This is a genomic window from Kitasatospora sp. NPDC057595 (assembly GCF_042800875.1).
Classification (GTDB): Bacteria; Actinomycetota; Actinomycetes; order Streptomycetales; family Streptomycetaceae; genus Kitasatospora.
Genome location: NZ_JBHVGL010000014.1, coordinates 114,706 through 132,494 on the forward strand (window position 1 = coordinate 114,706; position 17,789 = coordinate 132,494).

General features: G+C 72.3%; 21 protein-coding genes. 11 read left to right on the plus strand and 10 right to left on the minus strand.

The annotated features are described in order from the left end of the window. On the minus strand, positions 1-891 hold an 891-nt coding region (locus ACFU9E_RS21700), incomplete at its 3' end, for an IPT/TIG domain-containing protein (RefSeq protein WP_380715252.1). A gap of 482 nt (positions 892-1,373) precedes the next feature. On the opposite strand from ACFU9E_RS21700, the gene ACFU9E_RS21705 reads away from it, so the two are divergent. Beyond that, complete coding sequence (locus ACFU9E_RS21705) at positions 1,374-2,741, plus strand: DUF1254 domain-containing protein (protein ID WP_380689429.1); 1,368 nt, start codon at positions 1,374-1,376, stop codon at positions 2,739-2,741. Positions 2,742-2,829: 88 nt separating this feature from the next. Here the strand turns inward: ACFU9E_RS21705 and ACFU9E_RS21710 are convergent, their stop codons facing one another. Beyond that, positions 2,830-3,708, minus strand: coding sequence for a LysR family transcriptional regulator (locus ACFU9E_RS21710; RefSeq protein WP_380690352.1), 879 nt, complete (start codon positions 3,706-3,708; stop codon positions 2,830-2,832). A 182-nt stretch (positions 3,709-3,890) separates the two neighbouring features. On the opposite strand from ACFU9E_RS21710, the gene ACFU9E_RS21715 reads away from it, so the two are divergent. After that, positions 3,891-4,811 (plus strand): EamA family transporter, encoded by a 921-nt coding sequence (locus ACFU9E_RS21715; protein ID WP_380715254.1) that lies wholly within the window; start codon positions 3,891-3,893, stop codon positions 4,809-4,811. Between the two features lie 3 nt (positions 4,812-4,814). Here the strand turns inward: ACFU9E_RS21715 and ACFU9E_RS21720 are convergent, their stop codons facing one another. After that, a complete protein-coding gene (locus tag ACFU9E_RS21720) occupies positions 4,815-5,486 on the minus strand; it encodes a TetR/AcrR family transcriptional regulator (protein ID WP_380684831.1) in 672 nt (223 codons plus the stop codon). A gap of 127 nt (positions 5,487-5,613) precedes the next feature. Between ACFU9E_RS21720 and ACFU9E_RS21725 the strand changes: the two genes are divergently transcribed. The 4 genes from ACFU9E_RS21725 (at position 5,614) to ACFU9E_RS21740 (ending at position 10,501) form a co-directional block, all read left to right on the plus strand. Then, a complete protein-coding gene (locus tag ACFU9E_RS21725; RefSeq protein WP_380684832.1) occupies positions 5,614-6,903 on the plus strand; it encodes an MFS transporter in 1,290 nt (429 codons plus the stop codon). A gap of 47 nt (positions 6,904-6,950) precedes the next feature. Further along, positions 6,951-8,693 carry a glycoside hydrolase family 3 protein gene (locus tag ACFU9E_RS21730; protein ID WP_380684833.1) on the plus strand — a complete coding sequence of 581 codons (1,743 nt, stop codon included), beginning with the start codon at positions 6,951-6,953 and terminating at the stop codon, positions 8,691-8,693. 209 nt (positions 8,694-8,902) lie between these two features. After that, positions 8,903-9,382, plus strand: a complete 480-nt coding sequence (locus tag ACFU9E_RS21735) for a hypothetical protein (RefSeq protein ID WP_380715256.1) — start codon at positions 8,903-8,905, stop codon at positions 9,380-9,382. A gap of 165 nt (positions 9,383-9,547) precedes the next feature. Next, a complete protein-coding gene (locus ACFU9E_RS21740; protein ID WP_380684844.1) occupies positions 9,548-10,501 on the plus strand; it encodes an arsenic resistance protein in 954 nt (317 codons plus the stop codon). A gap of 22 nt (positions 10,502-10,523) precedes the next feature. Here the strand turns inward: ACFU9E_RS21740 and ACFU9E_RS21745 are convergent, their stop codons facing one another. Continuing rightward, a complete protein-coding gene (locus tag ACFU9E_RS21745) occupies positions 10,524-11,078 on the minus strand; it encodes a hypothetical protein (RefSeq protein ID WP_380684835.1) in 555 nt (184 codons plus the stop codon). A 73-nt stretch (positions 11,079-11,151) separates the two neighbouring features. Next, positions 11,152-11,583, minus strand: a complete 432-nt coding sequence (locus ACFU9E_RS21750) for a hypothetical protein (RefSeq protein ID WP_380684836.1) — start codon at positions 11,581-11,583, stop codon at positions 11,152-11,154. 220 nt (positions 11,584-11,803) lie between these two features. Between ACFU9E_RS21750 and ACFU9E_RS21755 the strand changes: the two genes are divergently transcribed. After that, entirely contained in the window at positions 11,804-12,271 is a 468-nt protein-coding gene (locus ACFU9E_RS21755) for a hypothetical protein (protein WP_355366583.1), read from the plus strand. On the opposite strand, the gene ACFU9E_RS21760 is transcribed toward ACFU9E_RS21755, so the two are convergent. Next, positions 12,268-13,173 carry a LysR family transcriptional regulator gene (locus ACFU9E_RS21760; protein WP_380684838.1) on the minus strand — a complete coding sequence of 302 codons (906 nt, stop codon included), beginning with the start codon at positions 13,171-13,173 and terminating at the stop codon, positions 12,268-12,270. The two genes, ACFU9E_RS21755 and ACFU9E_RS21760, sit on opposite strands and share 4 nt — an antisense overlap. Positions 13,174-13,245: 72 nt before the next feature. On the opposite strand from ACFU9E_RS21760, the gene ACFU9E_RS21765 reads away from it, so the two are divergent. After that, positions 13,246-13,644, plus strand: a complete 399-nt coding sequence (locus tag ACFU9E_RS21765; protein WP_380684839.1) for a RidA family protein — start codon at positions 13,246-13,248, stop codon at positions 13,642-13,644. A gap of 32 nt (positions 13,645-13,676) precedes the next feature. On the opposite strand, the gene ACFU9E_RS21770 is transcribed toward ACFU9E_RS21765, so the two are convergent. Next, on the minus strand, positions 13,677-13,883 hold the full coding sequence (locus ACFU9E_RS21770) for a hypothetical protein (protein ID WP_380684840.1): 207 nt from the start codon (positions 13,881-13,883) through the stop codon (positions 13,677-13,679). Next, positions 13,870-14,379 (minus strand): ATP-binding protein, encoded by a 510-nt coding sequence (locus tag ACFU9E_RS21775; protein ID WP_380684841.1) that lies wholly within the window; start codon positions 14,377-14,379, stop codon positions 13,870-13,872. Before ACFU9E_RS21775 ends, ACFU9E_RS21770 begins: the two co-directional genes overlap by 14 nt. A 126-nt stretch (positions 14,380-14,505) precedes the next feature. Here ACFU9E_RS21775 and ACFU9E_RS21780 point away from each other — a divergent pair, with 126 nt between their 5' ends. The 3 genes from ACFU9E_RS21780 (at position 14,506) to ACFU9E_RS21790 (ending at position 16,027) form a co-directional block, all read left to right on the plus strand. Further along, positions 14,506-15,393, plus strand: coding sequence for a Scr1 family TA system antitoxin-like transcriptional regulator (locus ACFU9E_RS21780; RefSeq protein WP_380684842.1), 888 nt, complete (start codon positions 14,506-14,508; stop codon positions 15,391-15,393). After that, positions 15,390-15,572 (plus strand): DUF397 domain-containing protein, encoded by a 183-nt coding sequence (locus ACFU9E_RS21785; RefSeq protein ID WP_380684843.1) that lies wholly within the window; start codon positions 15,390-15,392, stop codon positions 15,570-15,572. Before ACFU9E_RS21780 ends, ACFU9E_RS21785 begins: the two co-directional genes overlap by 4 nt. Before the next feature lie 164 nt (positions 15,573-15,736). Next, the gene (locus ACFU9E_RS21790) at positions 15,737-16,027 is read left to right on the plus strand and encodes a DUF397 domain-containing protein (protein WP_380685511.1); all 291 of its coding nucleotides are present in this window, start codon (positions 15,737-15,739) and stop codon (positions 16,025-16,027) included. 78 nt (positions 16,028-16,105) lie between these two features. On the opposite strand, the gene ACFU9E_RS21795 is transcribed toward ACFU9E_RS21790, so the two are convergent. Both ACFU9E_RS21795 and ACFU9E_RS21800 read right to left on the minus strand, forming a co-directional pair. Then, positions 16,106-16,699 (minus strand): hypothetical protein, encoded by a 594-nt coding sequence (locus ACFU9E_RS21795; RefSeq protein ID WP_380685510.1) that lies wholly within the window; start codon positions 16,697-16,699, stop codon positions 16,106-16,108. Between the two features lie 284 nt (positions 16,700-16,983). Beyond that, a complete protein-coding gene (locus tag ACFU9E_RS21800) occupies positions 16,984-17,490 on the minus strand; it encodes a DinB family protein (RefSeq protein WP_355366610.1) in 507 nt (168 codons plus the stop codon). Positions 17,491-17,789 lie beyond the last annotated feature (299 nt).

The following is a 17,789-nucleotide window of genomic DNA, read 5'->3' on the forward strand; positions in this document are numbered from 1 at the left end:
CTGCGTGTCGCTGTCCACGGTGAACGAGGTGGCTGCCGCGGCACCGAAGTTCACGGCGGAGGCCCCGGTCAGGTTGGTGCCGGTGAGCACGACGGCGTTGCCACCGGCCAGCGGGCCGTGGTCGGGCGCGAGGCCCGTCACCACCGGAGCCGGGGTGTCGTAGGTGTACTTCGCGGCGGCGGTGGTGCCGCCCGGGGTGGTGACGGTGACGTCGACGGCCCCGGCCGTGCTCCCGGCGGGGACGGTGGCGGTGATCTGCGTGTCGCTGTCCACGGTGAACGAGGTGGCTGCCGCGGCACCGAAGTTCACGGCGGAGGCCCCGGTCAGGTTGGTGCCGGTGAGCACGACGGTGCTGCCGCCGGCCAGCGGGCCGTGGTCGGGCGCGAGGCCCGTCACCACCGGGGCCGGGGCCTGGACCCGCGTGCTGAGGGAGTCCTTCCCCACCGGCTGCAGGGCGTCGTTGAAGGCGTCGACGCCCGTGGTGACGGTCCCGCCCGCCGTCGGCACGACGGTGAGGGTGATCGACACCGGAGCGACCAGGTTGGCGAGGTGCCAGCACTCGCCGGACGATCCGGCGGTGAAGTCACAGCTCCAGAAGTTGCTCGAGGTGGTCGCGGACGTCACCGTGGCGGCGGCGCCGGACAGCGCGATCTTGAGGTACGTGGAGTTGGCACGGGAGTTCGGATTGGTGTTGGGGACGTCGAGGGTGACGGTGTAGCCGGTGTTCGTCGGCACGGGCCCGGCCGGGCCGGCTATCTGCACCACGGAGTCGGCGTGAGCGGGGCTCGCGCCGGCCAGCAGACCGAACGTGGTGACCGCCGTGGCAAGGAGGGCCGCGGGGGCCCGCCTGCCGGGACGGGCCGACGTCGCGGCGAGGGGGGAACGAGACATGGATGCCCTTCGTCAGGGGGTGGGCCGCGCCGGGACGGGCGATCGCGGTCCGGCGCGGCGGAGCACTCGGCCGCCGGATCGCACACGGAACCGGCTGCCTGGCCAGTGGCCGACGGTGATCCTCGCACACCGTCCACAAACGGACTCCCATTTCCTCAGATTCCAGTAGGAAAAGTCGATCTAACGCGTTATCGGTGCACGTCGGTCTCCCCGACCGGTTCACGCCACCCGCTCCTGGGCGGCCCCCGGGCCGGTCACCGGCTGAGGTCCGGGCCGCGATCCGCGCCGCGAACTCCTACGACGGGCGGTCGGGCCCGAGGGGCCGCCGGGCCCGGGGATGTGGCCCCTGTGATCGATGAGGTGAGGGGAAGCAAGGGTTCCATTTGTGAAGCCTCTTCACAACGGCTTGTTCTGCCGCTGTGGCCGTCCGGAACCGGACGTTAGCGTCGCTGCTCCAACCCTCGACCGGAACGGATCACGGCATGACCTCTCCGAGCTCCCCCGCACAGGACCCGCAGGCCGCGGCGACGGACCTCTACGTCTTCGGCTACGCGCTGATCATGATGGAGCTGACCCGCCGGCTGCAGACGAACACCGAGCAGGTGAACGCGACGCAGGCGCCGGTCAACCAGTTCTGCCAGCACACCACGCTGCCCACGCCGGAGTCGAAGGACGTGGTCCGGCCGAACGTCGACACCCTCTACACCCAGGCCTGGCTGGACCTCTCCGCCGAGCCGATCGTGCTGGAGGTGCCGGTGATGGACGAGGGCCGCTACTGGCTCATGCAGCTGATGGACGCCTGGTCGAACACCGTCGCCGACCCGAGCAGCATCGACCCGGTCGCCGCCCCGGTCCTCGACCAGGCGCAGGACGCCGAGGTCTACGCCTACGCGCTGACCGGACCCGACTGGAAGGGCGAACTCGCCGAGGGCCTCCAGCAGCTCCCGATGCCGACGAACACCGTGTGGCTGATCGGGCGCATCGAGCTCGACAACGACAGCGACCAGGAGGTCCAGACCGTCGTCGGCTACCAGGATCAGATGCGCCTGCTGCCGCTGAGCGCGTGGCCCGACAGCGGCGGCTACGTGCCGCCGAGCGGCAGCTACGACCCGGACCTGAGCACCGACCCGCCCTCCGAGCTGATCACCCGGCTCAGCGGGCCCGAGTTCTTCGACGAGCTCTCCGCCCTGCTGAACCGCACGCCGCTCAACCCGCCGGACGACCGGACGTCCGCCCTCCTCGCCGAGCTGGGCGTCCACCCCTACGACCAGGACCGGCTGCCGGGCCGCGAGGTCCTGGACCTCGCCAAGGCCGAGGGCCTGGAACTCATCAAGCACCACCAGGGCCCCACGCCGGTCAACGGCTGGACGTTCTTCACCACCGGCATCGGCACCTACGGCACCGACTACCTGCAGCGCGCCTACGTCGCCACGATCGGGCTCGGCGCCAACCTCCCCAAGGACGCCCTCTACCCCACGGCCAGCGCGTCCGCCAGTGACGAGTCCGGGACGCAGATCGCTTACACCCTCACCTTCCCCGCCGGCCAGCTGCCGCCTGTCGACGCCTTCTGGTCGCTGACCGCGTACGACGCCGACAGCTACCTCGTCGCCAACGACGCCGGCATCTACGCCGTCGGCCACTTCGCCGTGCCGCAGACCGGCCCGGACGGCGCCACCACCCTCTACATCCAGGCCGCGCCGCCCGCCGACACCGACCTGCAGAGCGCCAACTGGCTCCCCATCCCCACCAGCGGCAAGTTCACCGTCACCCTGCGCCTCTACGCCCCGGTCACCGGCGACATCCCCGCCGACTGGCCGCCGGCCCTCACCGTGGCCGACAACCCGGCCTGACGCACGCCGGGCAAGCCGGACCGAACCCCCGCCCGGGGCACCCGCGGACCCGCGGGTGCCCCGGGCGGCGTTCCCGCGGTCCGCCCGCTCATTGCACCGAGAGGTCCAGCAGTTCCAGGAACGCGGCCGCGGCCGGGTGGGGGTTCTCCCGGCCCCAGACCACGTACTCGGCGCGGGCGGGCGCGTCCGTCACCTCGACCGTGACCATGCCGGTCGTCAGGCCCGCGACGTACGAGGGCGGCAGCAGGGCCACGCCCAGGCCCGCGCCGACCAGTCGCGTCAGGTAGTCGGCGTTGGTCACCTCGAAGGCGACCTCGCGGGTGAGACCGGCGGCGGCGAAGGCCAGATCGGACTGGGCCCGGCCGGCGGTCTTCGCCGGGAGGTCCACGAACACCTCCGAGGCCAGCCGCCGCAGGTCCACCGAGGTCTCCCCGGCGAGCGGGTGGTCCGGGGCGACCACGGCGACCAGCCGCTCCCTCGCCAGCTCCCGCGCCATGACACCCCGGGGGCGGGCGGTGACGGGGATGCCGAGGAAGGCGACCTCGATCGCGCCCTGCCGGACCTGCTCGACGAGGTCGTCGCTGGCGCCCACGCTGAGGCTCACCCGGGCCTTCGGGTGGCGGCGGTGGAACTCCCCGAGCACGGCGGGGAGGTCCACGGCGGCGACGGAGGGGATCAGCCCCACCGTGAGCCGTCCGCGCACCTCCCCGAGGGACGCGGCGACCTCGGCGGCGGCCCGTTCCGCTGCCTCCAGGCACTGCCGGGCGGCCGGCAGGAAGGCCGCGCCCGCCGGGGTCAGCCGGACCCGGCGGCTGGTGCGCTCGAACAGCCGCGCGCCCAACTCCTTCTCCAGGCGGGCGATCTGGTGACTGAGCGCGGACTGCACCACCAGGCAGCGCTGGGCGGCCCTGGTGAAGCTGTTCGTCTCGGCCACGGCGACGACGTACCGCATCTGCTGGAGCTCCATCGATCCATCGTGATGTGCGATGCGTCGGGTGACAAGCATGTGTTGGACTCATCGATCAGCCCGGCGCGAGACTGGTGCCCTTCCCCTCAACTCCCGTCCCCGGGGCGCGCTTGCGTGCGCCCGTGCAGCCGAGAGGAGCGTCACGTGAACGGCACCGAGCACAACACCCCGAAGGACACCGCGTGGGCCTGACGACCGCGCCCACCGTCGCCCTGACCGCCCTGGCGCCGGCGGTCTGGGGCAGCACCTACCTGGTGACCACCGAACTCCTGCCCCCGGACCGGCCGTTGCTGGCCACCACCGTCCGGGCCCTGCCCGGCGGCCTGTTCCTGCTGGCTCTCGGCGGCCGGTCGCCGGCCGGCCGCCGACTGCCGGCCGGCCTCTGGTGGTGGCGCGCCCCGGTGCTGGGCCTGCTGAACATCGGCGCCTTCAACCTGCTGCTCTTCGTCGCCGCCTACCGGCTGCCGGGCGGTGTCGCCGCGGTGATCCTCTCCGCGCAGCCGATGTTCGTCGTGGTGCTCGCCGCCGCCGTCCTCGGCGAGCCGGTCACCGCCCGGCGCGCGCTGGCCTGCGCCCTGGGCGCCGGGGGAGTGGCCCTGCTCGTCCTCAAGGGCGCGGTCCCGCTCGACGGCACCGGGGTGCTCGCCGCCGTCGGCGGGGCGCTGTGCATGGCCGCGGGCCTCACCCTGGCCAAACGGTGGGGCCGCCCCGACGGCGTCGGCCTGCTCACCTTCACCGGGTGGCAGCTCACCGCGGGCGGGGTGGTCCTGCTGCCGTGCTGGCTGTCGCTGGAGCGCCTTCCCGAGCGACTGACCGGCTCCAACGTCCTCGGGTTTGCGTACCTGGCCGGCCTGGGCGCCGTCCTGAGCTACCTGCTCTGGTTCCGGGGCCTGGCCCGCCTGCCGGTGGTGACGGTCTCCTTCCTGGCACTCGCCAGCCCGGTGACGGCGGCGCTGCTGGGCTACCTCGTCAAGGACCAGACGCTGTCCGCGCCCCAACTCCTCGGCATCGCCGCCGTGTTCCTGGCGATCGCGATCGTGCTCGGACGGCCCCTGTCCGCCGCGCCGGGCGACGCGCGCGCCCGGACCGTCCGGGAGAAGTGACGATCAGTCGGGCAGGACGGGCGGGGTGAGCGCCTCGAAGGCGGCGGCGCCCCGCTCGTTCAGCAGCGCGAGCACGGCCGTGCGCACATGGCGGGACATGTCGACGGACCGGTCGAACAGCCACTGCGTCTGCAGACCGTCCATCAGCGCGGTGAGCCGGACGGCGGCGTCCCCGGGGTCGGTGCCGGCCCGCAGGTGGCCGGCCGCGCCGGCCTCGCGCAGGGCGTGGGCGGTGCCGCGCCGGATGCGCTCGTAGCGTTCGGCGAAGTAGGCATGGGCGGGGTGCTCGGGGTCCGACGCCTCGCCGGAGAGCCGGACGAACAGCTCGATGAGCCCGGGGGTGAGTTCGTTGTGCCCGGCGAGGTCGACGATCCCGCGCAGCACGCCGAGGCCGCCGCCGAGCCGGGTGTAGGGCCGGAAGCGCTCCCGGTCGAGCCGGTCGCGGTCCTCCAGGACGGCTTGCAGCAGCGCGTCCTTGTCGGGGAAGTAGCGCAGCAGACCGGCCCGGGAGATGTCGCACGCGGCGGCGAGGTCGAGGATCGTCACCGCCCGGAATCCGCGCTGCGCGAAGTGCTCGGCGGCGCTCTGGATGATCGCGGCGCGCCGGGCGCGTCCCTTGGCGTACCCGCCGGCCGCGGCGGCCCCGGCCCGGGCCCCGGCTCCTGAGGTGGTCATGGGGGAACGGTAGCAGGGTTGCTTGACAGAAAGCTACACGTGTGTAGCAATTGGCCCCACGCCGCGCCCCCTGCAACCGCGGCCGGATCCGCCCCGCCGTCGTGGCCGGCCTCCAAGGAGCTCCCCCATGCTCGAATCCCCGCCCCTGCCCGCGGCGACCCCCGCGCCGCAGGCACCGCACGGCTTCGTCCGAAGACTGGCCCTCGGCCAGTTCGGCATGTACCTGGCCGTGCTCGCCCCCGTCATGGGAGGCCTGTCGGTCAAGATCCAGGACCTCGTGGGCCTGGACGACGCCCCCGCCCAGCTCGGGCTGGTGAGCGGCACCGGCGCCCTGTTCGCGCTGGTCGCCCAGCCTCTCGCCGGCCGCCTCTCCGACCGCTGCGCCTCCCGGTTCGGCATGCGCCGCCCGTTCATCGTCGGCGGCATCTCCGTCATGGCCCTGGCCCTGGTGGCCTGCGCCCTCGCCCCCAACGTCCCGCTGCTGCTGATCGCCTGGTGCGCCGCCCAGGGCGCCGCCAACGTCGCCTTCGCCGCCGCCGGCGCGACCGTCGCCGACCACGTGCCCGAGGCCAGGCGCGGCAGCGTGTCCGGCATCGTCGGCGCGGTCACCCCGATCGGCATCATGATCGGCGCGGTCCTGCTCTCCGTGCTGCCCGGCGATCTCCTGCGCTTCGCCGTGCCGGCCGCCATCGCCGTCGTCCTCGGCTTCTGGTTCGCCGCCCGGCTGCCCGACCGTGTCCGCACCGCCCCGCCGGACGAGCCGCTCAACCTGCGCAGCCTGCTGCTCTCCTTCGTCTTCGATCCCCGCAAGCACCCGGACTTCGGCTGGGCCTGGCTGAGCAAGTTCCTCATCATGCTCGGCTACGGCGCCCTCGCCGGTTATCTGACGCTCTTCCTGGCGGCCGAGTTCGGCATGGACGACACCGACGAGCAGCTGCGCTTCAACGCCCTGGCCAACGGCCTGAGCGTGGCCACCCTGGTCGTCGCCAGCGTCGTCGGCGGCACCGTCTCCGACCGCGTCGGCCGCCGCAAGCCCTTCGTGATGGCCGGCGGCCTGGTGATGGCGGCCGTGCTCGCCGTGGTGACCGTCACGCCGTACCTGGGCGACGCCGGCCTCGGCACCCTGCTCGCCCTCGAAGCGGTGCTCGGCATCGGCGCCGGCATGTTCTTCGCCGTCGACAACGCCCTCGCCATCAGCCTGCTGCCCAGTCAGGACGACACCGCCAAGGACCTGGGCGTGCTCAACATCGCCAACACCCTGCCGGCCTCGCTCTCGCCGTTCCTGGCCGGCGTGGTCGTCATCCCGGTCGGCAACGCCCTGCTCGGCGGCGCCGGCTACTCGCTCTGGTTCGGCCTCGCCGCCGTGTTCTGCCTGGCCGGCGCGCTGCTGGTGACCAGGATCAGAAGCGCCGTCTGACCCCCCCACGACTCCGCACCCCCTGCACCACCGAGAAAGGCCCCGTCATGAGCACCGAAGCCCGCTTCCCGTACCAGGACCCGACGCTCTCCGTCGACCAGCGTGTCGAGGACCTGCTGAGCCGCCTGCCGCTGGAGGACAAGGTCGGCCTGATGTTCCACCCGCTGGGCCACACCGCCGCCCTCGACGAGCCCGGCCTGTTCGGCATGCCGTCCATGGCGAAGCTCCTGGAGCGGCGCATCAACCACTTCAACATCCTCTGGGCGAACAGCGCGCGTGACCTGGCGGCCTGGCACAACAGCCTCCAGCGCACCGTCCTGGAGCGGCCGCTGGGCATCCCGGTCACCATCTCCAGCGACCCGCGCCACTCCTTCACCGACAACCCCGCCACCGCCCTGATGGCCGGCCCGTTCTCGCAGTGGCCCGAGCCGCTGGGCTTCGCCGCCGTCGGCTCGCCCGAACTGGTCGAGCGCTGGGCCGACACCGTGCGCCGCGAGTACCTGGCCACCGGCATCCGGGTCGCCCTGCACCCGCAGATCGACCTCGCCACCGAGCCGCGCTGGGCCCGCATCAGCACCACCTTCGGCGAGGACGCCGAGCTCACCTCCAAGCTCGCCGTCGCCTACGTGCGCGGACTCCAGGGCGAGGAGGTCGGCACGGAGTCGGTCTCCGCGATGGCCAAGCACTTCCCCGGCGGCGGCCCGCAGCTGAACGGCGAGGACCCGCACTTCGCGTACGGACGCGAGCAGGTCTACCCGGGCGACCACTTCGACTACCACCTCGCGCCGTTCAAGGCCGTCATCGACGCCGGTGTCGCCCAGATGATGCCCTACTACGGCATGCCGGTCGGTACCGAGTACGAGGAGGTCGGCTTCGGCTTCAACAAGGGCATCATCACCGACCTGCTGCGCGAGCGGCTCGGCTACGACGGCATCGTCTGCACCGACTGGGCCATCCTCGGCGACAAGTTCTGGGGCGTGGAGGAGCTGACCTACGAGGAGCGCATGCTCAAGTCCCTGGACGCCGGGGTGGACCAGTTCGGCGGCGAGTGCCGTCCGCAGGTGCTGGTCGACCTCGTCACGGCCGGGAAGGTGAGCGAGCAGCGGCTCGACGACTCGGCGCGCCGGCTGCTGCGCGAGAAGTTCCGGCTCGGCCTGTTCGACCGGCCCTACCTGGACGAGGACGCCGCCGACCTGCTGGTCGGCTCCGCCGGGGCGCGCGCCGAGGGCCTCGCCGCCCAGGCGGCCGCGTTTGTCCTGCTGGCCAACGCGGACGCCGGCCCGGCCCGCCTGCCGCTCGCCCCGGGCGGCGCGCTGAAGGTGTACGCGGAGGGGCTGGCCGCCGAGGTCCTGGGTGACCGGGCGACCCTGGTCGCGACGCCGCAGGAGGCGGACGTGGCCGTGCTGCGGCTGGCGGCGCCGTTCGAGCCGCGCGGGGAGGCGGGAACCGTCGAGTCCTTCTTCCGCGCGGGCTCGCTGGACTTCCCGGCCGAGGAGGTCGAGCGCGTGCGGCGGATCTGCGCCACCGTGCCGACGGTCGTGGACGTGTACCTGGACCGCCCGGCGATCCTGACCGCCATCGCGGGCCACGCCGCCGCGCTGACGGTCAACTTCGGCGCGGAGGAGCAGGCCTTCGTGCAGGTCCTGTTCGGCGAGGAGCGCCCGCAGGGCTCGCTGCCGTTCGACCTGCCGTCCTCGATGGCGGCCGTGGAGGCCAGCCGTCCGGACGTCCCGTTCGACACCGCCGACCCGCTGTTCCGCTTCGGCCACGGTCTGCGCTACGACGCCTGACACCCCTGCCCCACCCCACCCCGCGTCCCGCACCGGTCCCCCCGGTGCGGGGCGCGCCCCTTTCCCCTCGGGGCACGGGCCCCTGCCCTCCCGACGGCCCGCCCCGCAACGCCCCCACCGGTCCCTCCTGTGCGGCGGGTGGGGCCCGTGGGGCAGGATCGGGTCCGATCGGGTGGGTGCGAAGGAGGTACGGGGTGCGGCGGCGCGGGGTGAGAACGGTGCTGGTGGTGGTGACGGCCGCCGTGACGGCGACGGTGGGCTGCGGCGGGCCGAAGCCCAAGCAGGACCAGCTGATCGGCGTCCGCATGGAGTCCGGCCGGGTGGTCGTCCGCACCGGCATGTGCCACGACGAGCGCCTGCACGCCATCCGGGTGAAGGTCTTCCCCGGCACGGACAAGGTCGAGGTCCGCCCGCGCGAGGGCCGTTCCGCCACCGACAAGGTCGACCTCGGCGACCCGCCGCCCGGCTGGACCTCGCACGGCGCGCTCGCCGAGGGCGTCGTCGCCGACAAGCGGTACACCGTGGAGGTCGCCCGCGACCGCACCCTCAGCGTGACCGTCCCCGGCGACGTGCTGCTCGGCCTGCCCGTCGGCACCTGGGCGGCCGGCGGCTGGGACTGGGACTACAAGCTGATGAACACCAAGGAGTTCGAGAAGCGCCGCAAGGCCTCCTGCCCCGACGGCCCCTGACCTGCCCGACCTGCTCCCATCCGGCCCGACCATCCTGAGCTGCGAGGATGAACCCCGGCCCGCCACCACCGTGGCGGCCGGGCGCCGACGCACGAGGGAGCAGTGGGAGTGTCACAGCAGGAACCGGCGAGCGGCAGCGGCGGCAGCAGCGGCCCCGTCGAGCGGATGGAACGGCACCAGGTGGCGATCTACCTCGCCGCGATGGCGCTCGGCGGCCTGCTCGGCCTGCTGGCGCCGGGCGCGGGCCCCGGACTGGAGCACGCCATCAATCCCGTGCTCGGCGCCCTGCTGTTCGTCACCTTCCTCCAGGTGCCCGCCGCCGAGCTGCTCCGCTCGCTGCGCGACACCCGCTTCCTCGCCGCCGCGCTGACGGTGAACTTCGTCGTCGTCCCGCTGGTGGTGGCCGCGATGTTCACCTTCCTGCCCGACGACCGGGCCGTGCGCATCGGCGCGCTGCTGGTGCTGCTCTGCCCGTGCGTGGACTACGTCATCGTCTTCTCCGGCCTGGCCGGCGGCTCCAGCCGCCGGCTGCTCGCCGCCACCCCGCTGCTGCTGGTGGCGCAGATGCTGCTGCTCCCGGTGTTCCTCTACCTGTTCATGGGCTCGGAGCTGGCCGACACCGTCGAGGCCGCCCCGTTCCTGCGGGCCTTCCTCACCCTGATCGTCGCCCCGCTCGCCCTCGCCTGGCTGCTCCAGGCCTGGGCCGCCCGCCGCCCGGCCGGGCAGCGGGTGTCCGACGCGGCGAGCACCACGATGGTGCCGCTGATGGCCGCGACCCTGCTGACCGTGGTCGCCTCCCAGGTCCCCAAGCTCGGCGACAGCCTGGGCGACGTCGCCGGGGTGGTCCCGTTCTACGTGCTGTTCCTGGTGGTGATGGCGTGCGCGGGCAAGGCCGTCGCCCGCCTCTTCGGGCTGGGCACCGGCGCCGCCCGGGCGATCGTCTTCACCGGCGCGACCCGCAACTCCCTGGTCGTCCTCCCGCTCGCCCTCGCCCTGCCGGACACGCTGGCCCTCGCCGCCTCCGTCGTCGTCACGCAGACGCTGGTCGAGGTCCTCGGCATGGTCGCCTACGTCCGCCTCGTGCCCCGTCTCGTCCCCGGCCCGGTCCCGGCGCGCTGAGCGCCGGCTCCCGCCGCGGCGCTCAGGACAGCGGTGCCCCGGTGAGCCCGAAGCGCCGGTGGCCGCGCGGTGCGAACGTCATCGGGCCGGTCCAGCCGTGGTGGACGAGGGCGATCTGCGAGGGCAGCGGCGTCACCGGGTCGAGCTCCCTGCCCAGCGACCAGTTCCTGAACAGCCCCTCGGTCGTCCCGACCGCCGACACCACCATGGTCACCTGGAGCCCGCCCTCGCCCCAGGTGTGCCAGAGCGCCCAGCCCTCCGGCCGGGGCTCGACACCGAACCGCGCGCACGCCTGCTCGTAGTCCTCCTCCGCCCCCGCCGGCATGGCCCCGGGCTTCAGGACCGCGGCGGCGGCCAGTTCGACGAGGGGGCGGTCCTCCACGCAGCCGTCGCCCTCGAAGTGGTACGAACGCACTGCCCGCGCGAGCGCGTTGACGCTGCGCTGGAACGGCGTCGCGTCCGGCGGATCCTCCGCGTACGAGAGCCGGTCCTCGGCGGACGCCTCGACGGTCACGTCGTGTGCGAGGCGCTCGATCTCCCGGAGGTAGTCCAGCTCGCTGAGTTCGGGTTCGCTCATGGCCCGCAGTCTCGCACCGGCCGCTTCGTGCGGGCACGCGCTTTTCCTCCGGGACCGCCCGGCCCGGCGGGCGTCACCAGGCGGGGCGCGGATCCTGGGGCGTGGTGCGGGCCCAGCCGGAGACGGCCGTCGTCGCCGTGTCCGGCCGCCACAGGGAGCCCGGCGAGGGCGGGTCGTCGCCGCTCGGTGCCGGACCGTAGTAGCGCCGGTGACCGGGGATCGGCACCTCGGTCAGGGTGCCGTCCCGCATCATCCAGAGCCCGTAGCAGTCGTCCTCCTCGTCGTGGATCAGCACCTGGACGCTCTCCGGGTGCGGCCACGCCAGCGACTCCAGCCGCCGCAGCAGCCCGGTCCGCGGGCGCATCCCGTGGAACTCGATCACCCACCCGCCGGCGAACAGGTCGAGCGGCTTGAAGCGCCAGTCCGGCGAGTCCTCCCGCGTCAGCGGCTCCATGGCCTCGTCCGCGTACGTCGCCAGCACGATGACCTGCGCGATTCTGCTCATGCCGCATTATCCGCGTTGCCCACGTGCCCCCGGCAAGCGGTTTTCCGCGCGAGCGGGCAGTCGTCGGGAGGTCGGCCGGGCACTCCTGCCCGGCCGCTCGGGCCGTCCTCGTCGCTGACCGCCGAACGCGGTGAATCCGCAGGTGAGGATGGGTGCGAGGGCCTTTGCGCCGCCCGCCGGACCGGTGGGCGGGCCGGTCCGCTATCGGGAGGTTCTGGTCATGGGGATGAAGAGGTTCGGGAAGGCCGTCGCGTCGTCGGCCGTGGTCGCCGCCACGCTGGCGGGGACCGTCGCCGGTACGGCGGGCACCGCCCAGGCCGCGCAGGTGGACACCTTGGTGAACTACATGTGCACCAAGCCGGCGACCACGGCCGAGAACTGGATCGGCTGGCCCGGCGCGAAGTTCCTCTGCGGCGGCGGGTACGGCTTCAACATCCCCATGTACTACTTCGACGACGGCACCCGCCAGTCGTTCTTCGTCGGCGCGGACCACGCGATCTGGACCACCTGGATGACCCCGAACAACACCGCGAGCCCCGTGGTCTCGCTGGGCGGCGTGCTCACCTCCGACGCCACCATCAGCGCCCACAGCGGCAACTACCTGCAGCTGAAGGCGCGCGGCACGGACGGCAACAGCTGGTACAAGGAGCGCGACACGGGCGGCAACTGGAGCAACTGGCACCGTTAGCCGTCGCGCTCGCCGAGGGCCGCCAGCAGGTTGGCCACCAGGGGGCTCGGGTCGTCCCGCCGCCAGGCGACGGCGACCCGGGTGCGGGCGGTGCGCGGTTCGACCGGGCGGAAGGCGACCTCCCGCAGCCGCAGGCGCCGGATGCTCGCCGGGGCGAGCGACACCCCGAGCCCCGCGCCGACGAGCGCGCACACCGTCTGCCACTCCACCGCGTGCTGCGCGATCCGTGGCGCGAACCCCGCTGCTTCGCACAGTCCCGTGATCCGGTCGTAGAGCCGCGGCCCGACGGGGCGGGGGAGGAGGACGAACGGCTCGTCCGCCAGCTGGGAGACGTCTATGGCGCGTTGGGCGGCCAGCGGGTGGTCCTTCGGGAGCACGGCGACGAACGGCTCGGTGAGCACCGTCCGGAAGGCGAGCGGCCCCGCCCCGGCGTCGTCCGGGGGCTCGCGCAGCAGCCCGACGTCCATGGTCCGCTCCTGGAGGGCGGCGAGCTGCGGGGAGGTGGTCATCTCGCGCAGGTCGAGGTCCACGTCCGGGTAGCGCGTGCGGAAGGTGGCGAGCAGTCCCGGCAGGACGGTCAGCGTGAGGGAGGCCGAGAACCCGAGCCGCAGCCGCCCGGCCCGCCCGCTGCCCACGGCCCGGGCGGCGGCCAGCCCGTCGGAGAGGTCGGCGAGCGCCCGCCGTGCCGCCGGCAGCAGCTCCCGCCCGGCCGGGGTGAGCGCGACCCGCCCCGGCGCGCGGACGAACAGCGGGTGCCCGACCTTCGTCTCCAGCCGGGCTATCTGCTGGCTGAGCGGCGGTTGCGCGATACCGAGGCGGGCGGCGGCGTGGCCGAAGTGCAGTTCCTCGGCGAGCACGGTGAAAGCGTGCAACTGGGGGAGCGGGAGTTCGGGGCGGTCCATATTCCTAGGGATATCAGGCGATGGTTATTCGGGTATTGGACGTATCGCCGCAGCGTGCTTAGCGTTCGCCGCATGACAGAGCGACGCGCCATTCTCAGCGGTTCGACCTTCGAGGAGCAGATCGGTTATGCGAGGGCGGTGGTGGTCGGGGACGCGGTGCACGTCTCCGGGACCACCGGATTCGACTACCGGACGATGACGATCGCCGACGGCGTCGTCGAGCAGGCCGAGCAGTGCCTGCGCAACATCGGCGAGGCCCTGGCCGAGGCCGGCTGCACCTTCGCCGACGTGGTGCGGGTGCGGTATCTGCTGCCGGAGCGTGCGGACTTCGAGCCCTGCTGGCCCGTGCTGCGGCGGTACTTCGGGGAGGTTCGGCCCGCGGCCACGATGATGGTCTGCGGACTCGCCGACCCCCGGATGCGCATCGAGATCGAGGTCGACGCCCGGCGGCCGGCGGTGGAGGGGGAGTAGGAAGTCGGCGGGGCCGACTTCCTGTGCGGCGGTCAGGGGTTGGGGGTCGCGGTCGGGGTCGCGGTCGCAGGCGCGGTTGCTGTGGCGGCCGGGGTGGTGGGGTGCAGGTCGTGGTGGTACTTCAGGACCGGGTAGATCCAGGCGATCAGCGCGAGGAGGAGGGCGAAGGGGAGGACGGTGTAGGCCGCGGCGGCGGCCGGGCTGTGCCGGGGGTGCGGGGTCTGGTCAGGCAGCGACATCGTCGGTGGGGGAGGGGTCGGGGGCGGCCTTGAACTCGGCGACGGGCAGGTCGAGTTCGGCCCAGACCGTCTTGGAGTTGGGCTCCCGGGGCAGGGTGCCCCAACGGTCGGCGAGCGCGTCGACGAGGGTGAGCCCGCGTCCCGACTGGGAGTCCGGCGGGCAGGCCGCCGACGGGAGGACGGGCCGTCGGTCCCCTCGGCAGTCCGAGACTTCGATCCGGAGCACGGTGGTGCACGCCCGGCGCGCGGTGGTGAGCGAGAGGTGCAGCTCGAACCCGCGCCCCGGAGTGCGCCCGTGGGTGGAGGCGTTGGCGGCCAGCTCGGCGACGATGATCAAAGCGTGGTGAAACGCCTCCGGCCAAAGGGAGTTGAGGTCCCAGGCGGTCAGCTGCTGCCGGGCGATCCGGCGGCCGATGGCGGCTCCCTTGGGGGTGGAAGTGAGGAGCGCGGTGTGGGCGCGCGGCTCGGGGTCGTCGAGGGGAATTTCGGACTTCATGGGGAAAAGCCTGCCCCCCCAGGCTTAGGCTGACGACGCATCCGGTGGGCACGGTGAGTGCCTGTGTGTGTGCGGAAAGTGTCGCGTGACGGCGGTCGGCCGTGACCGGAAAATGGGGAGGTCGTAATGACCGAAGTTAAGGGAACCGGCGGAGAGAGCGGCGACGTGGTGCGGCCGCAGCTCGACGAGGACCTGTCCGAGGTGTCGGACTTCCTGCGGGCGGTCGGCAAGCAGATCAAGCTGCTGCGCGAGCGGGCGGGGCTGACGCAGAAGGAGTTCGCCAAGGAGGTCGGCTACACCGAGAGCCTGATCGGCGCGGTGGAACAGGGCAAGCGTACGCCGCAGCGGGAGCTGCTGGAGGCGGCGGAAAGGGTGCTGGACGCCGGCGGGCTGCTGCTCGTCATCGCCGACGACATCGAGCAGGCGAAGGCGAAGGCGCGTGTGCGGCACCCCGAGTGGTTCCGGGGCTACGCGGGGCTGGAGGCGGTGTGCGAGGAGCTCAACGACTGGAGCATGTGGGACTTCTCGGGCCTGCTCCAGACCGAGGCCCACGCGCGCGCCGTTTTCTCGATGCGCCAGCCCATGCTCTCCGAGGAGGTCATCGAGACGCGTGTGGCGGCCCGCATGGCGCGGCAGGACATCCTCACGAAGTGGCCCCGTGCGATGTTCACCTGGGTGATCGACGAGAGTGTGCTCCGTCGGCCGTTGGGTGGCTGGGACGTGCACGCCGAGCAGCTGAGTCGCCTGCTGGAGGTCGGGAACACCCGTGGGATGGTGATTCAGGTTCTGCCGCTGGGCCGTACGGAGCACGCTGGTATGGGCGGACCGTTCGTCCTGATCACCCCCAAGGGGCGCGCGCAGATGGGCTACATCGAGGTGCAGACGAGCAGTAGGCTGATCACGGAGCAGAGTGAAGTCCGGATCCTGAACGCGCGCTACAGCACGCTCAGGTCGCAGGCGCACACTCCTGAGGAGTCCCTGTCGTTGATCGAGAAGATTCTGGGAGAGCGATGAGCAGCGAACTGGTGTGGTTCAAGAGCAGCTACAGCGGCGACGAAGGTGGCAACTGCGTCGAGGTCGCGGACGCGACGTCGACCGTGCTCGTCCGTGACTCCAAGGACAAGTCCGGTCCCCACCTCACCTTCTCGCCGGAGGCCTGGCAGTCCTTCGTCGAGTTCGCGCAGTCGGTCTGACGAGCAGTCTTCCCGCTCGGCGCCCAGCGGCCGTCCACCCATCGGTGGACGGCCGCTGTTTGTGTGGGTGCCGTCCCCGCCGTGTGTGGGCTGTGCCATGGCCTTCGGGACGGGCGCTCCGTATCCTGAACGCGCGCTACAGCACCCGCACTTGAGGGAGAGCCATGAGCAGCGATCTGGTGTGGTTCAAGAGCAGTTACAGCGGCAACGAGGGCGGTGCCTGCGTCGAGATCGCCTGGTTCAAGAGCAGCCACAGCCTCAACGACAATGCCTGCTGTGTCGAGGTCGGCTGGCACAAGAGCAGCCACAGCGGCCCTGACGGCGGCGAGTGCGTAGAGGTCGCCGAGACGACGTCCGCCGTCCTCGTCCGCGACTCCAAGGACAAGTCCGGCCCTCACCTCACCTTCACCCCGGCGGCCTGGCAGTCCTTCCTCGCCTTCGCCCAGTCGGTCTGACGGCCGGCCTCCCCGCTCGGCGCACCAGCGGCCGTCCACCCACCGGTGGACGGCCGCCTGCGCTGAGCGAGCCCGGGATCAGGGGTGGACGAGCTTGAACCTGACGAACTCCTCGTTGACGATGAAGATCTCCGTCTCGGCGGCCAGCCACCGCTTGCGGTCCTGCAGCTTGCTGGTCTTGATCCTCTTCTTCGTCTCCGCCACCTTGAGGTAGAACTCGTCGCCGCCCAGGTCCTCGATCTGCCAGCGGGTCCGGCAGCTGCTCTTCTCCAGCCTGATGTCGCTTCCGTAGAGGCACCAGGTCCGGTACTCGCCCCAGTTGGCGGAGGTCGACTCGATGCTGTAGGTGAGGTCGTCGGCGTGCAGGGTGAAGACCAGGGCGGTGCCGTTGCCCGGCTGGTTCGTCAGGAGCGCGTAGTCCCAGCCCGCGTAGACCTCGAACGTCGCCCCGCGGCCCGAGTTGGCCTGGACGAGGTAGACGGGGTCGAAGACGGTCTCCCGCTTCGAGGGCGTGGGGTGGGCGAAGTTCGCGGGGAGCCGGTGCCCGGCGGCGCGGTTCGCGGTGCCCTGCGCGGTCGACGCCGGGGCGGCACCCGCCAGCAGGGCGAGGCAGCCGGCCGCGGCGACCGCCGTACGGCGCAGCGATCGGTGCAGCAGTAGTGACTTCCACATGGGCGTACCCCTCAGCGTTCGGCGTGGCCGGAGTCCGGTGCGTCGGCCATCCTCACCACCCGGGAACCGGACTACCGCGAACGGTTCCGGGCTGCCGAGGAATTCACCCGGAAGAGGGGCAACCGGGGCTTCGGCCCCCGGAAACGTGGACGATCGTCGAGCGCACAGCGCACGGCGACTCGTCGGTCCGCGCCACAAGGTTCGACAAGCGCGGGCATGTCTTCCACGGCACCGTCGCCGTCACCTCGATCCGCCTCCGGCTCCGCCCGTGACACCCGCCGGCGTCAGCTGCCGACCGTGCCGTCGAGCATCTCGCGGAGGATGTCCAGGTGGCCGTTGTGGCGGGCCGTCTCCTCGGTGAGGTGGAGGAGGATCCAGCGCAGGTCGACGTGGAGGCCGTTGCGGACCGTTCGCTTGGCGCGGGTGTCCAGGTCGTTCCCGGCGACCAGTTCGCGGTAGCGGGCGCTCTGTTCGGCGTATTCGTCGAGCAACTGGGCGAGCGGGAAGTCGACGGCTATGCGCATCTCGCGGTCGGGATCCTCCTCGGTCCAGGGGCCCTGGTCCTCCTCACCGAGGAAGACCACCTGGAACCAGGAGTACTCGACCCAGCGGAGGTGGTTGATCAGTCCGCTCACCGTCATCAGCGGCGAGCCCGGCAGGAGGGCCTTGCGAGCGTCCTCCGCAGAGACGCCGTCGCACTTGGCACGCGCGGTGTCACGGGCGTAGTCGAGGAACGTGGTGAGCTGGGTGCGCTCGTCCCACGCGGGCGGCGTGTCGTCGATTCTCGTCATCGCACGAAGCGTCCCCGAACACCGGACCTAATGTCGAGGCATTTACCGACCAGGTCGGGTCTCACGAGGCTGACCGACACGGCCGAGTCCCGTCTGACGGCCAGCCTCCCCGCTGGGCCCAACGGCCGTCCACCCACCTGTGGACGGCAGTGGTGCCGCCCCCGGTTGTGGGTTGTGCCATGGCCACGCGGGGCGGCGCTTCGCACCCTGAACGCGCGCGACGGTAACCTCACCTTGTTCGCTGGCTTCCTCAGCCAGGACCTCGATGCCGTCAGACCGATGCCGACCCCCGCCGTCCG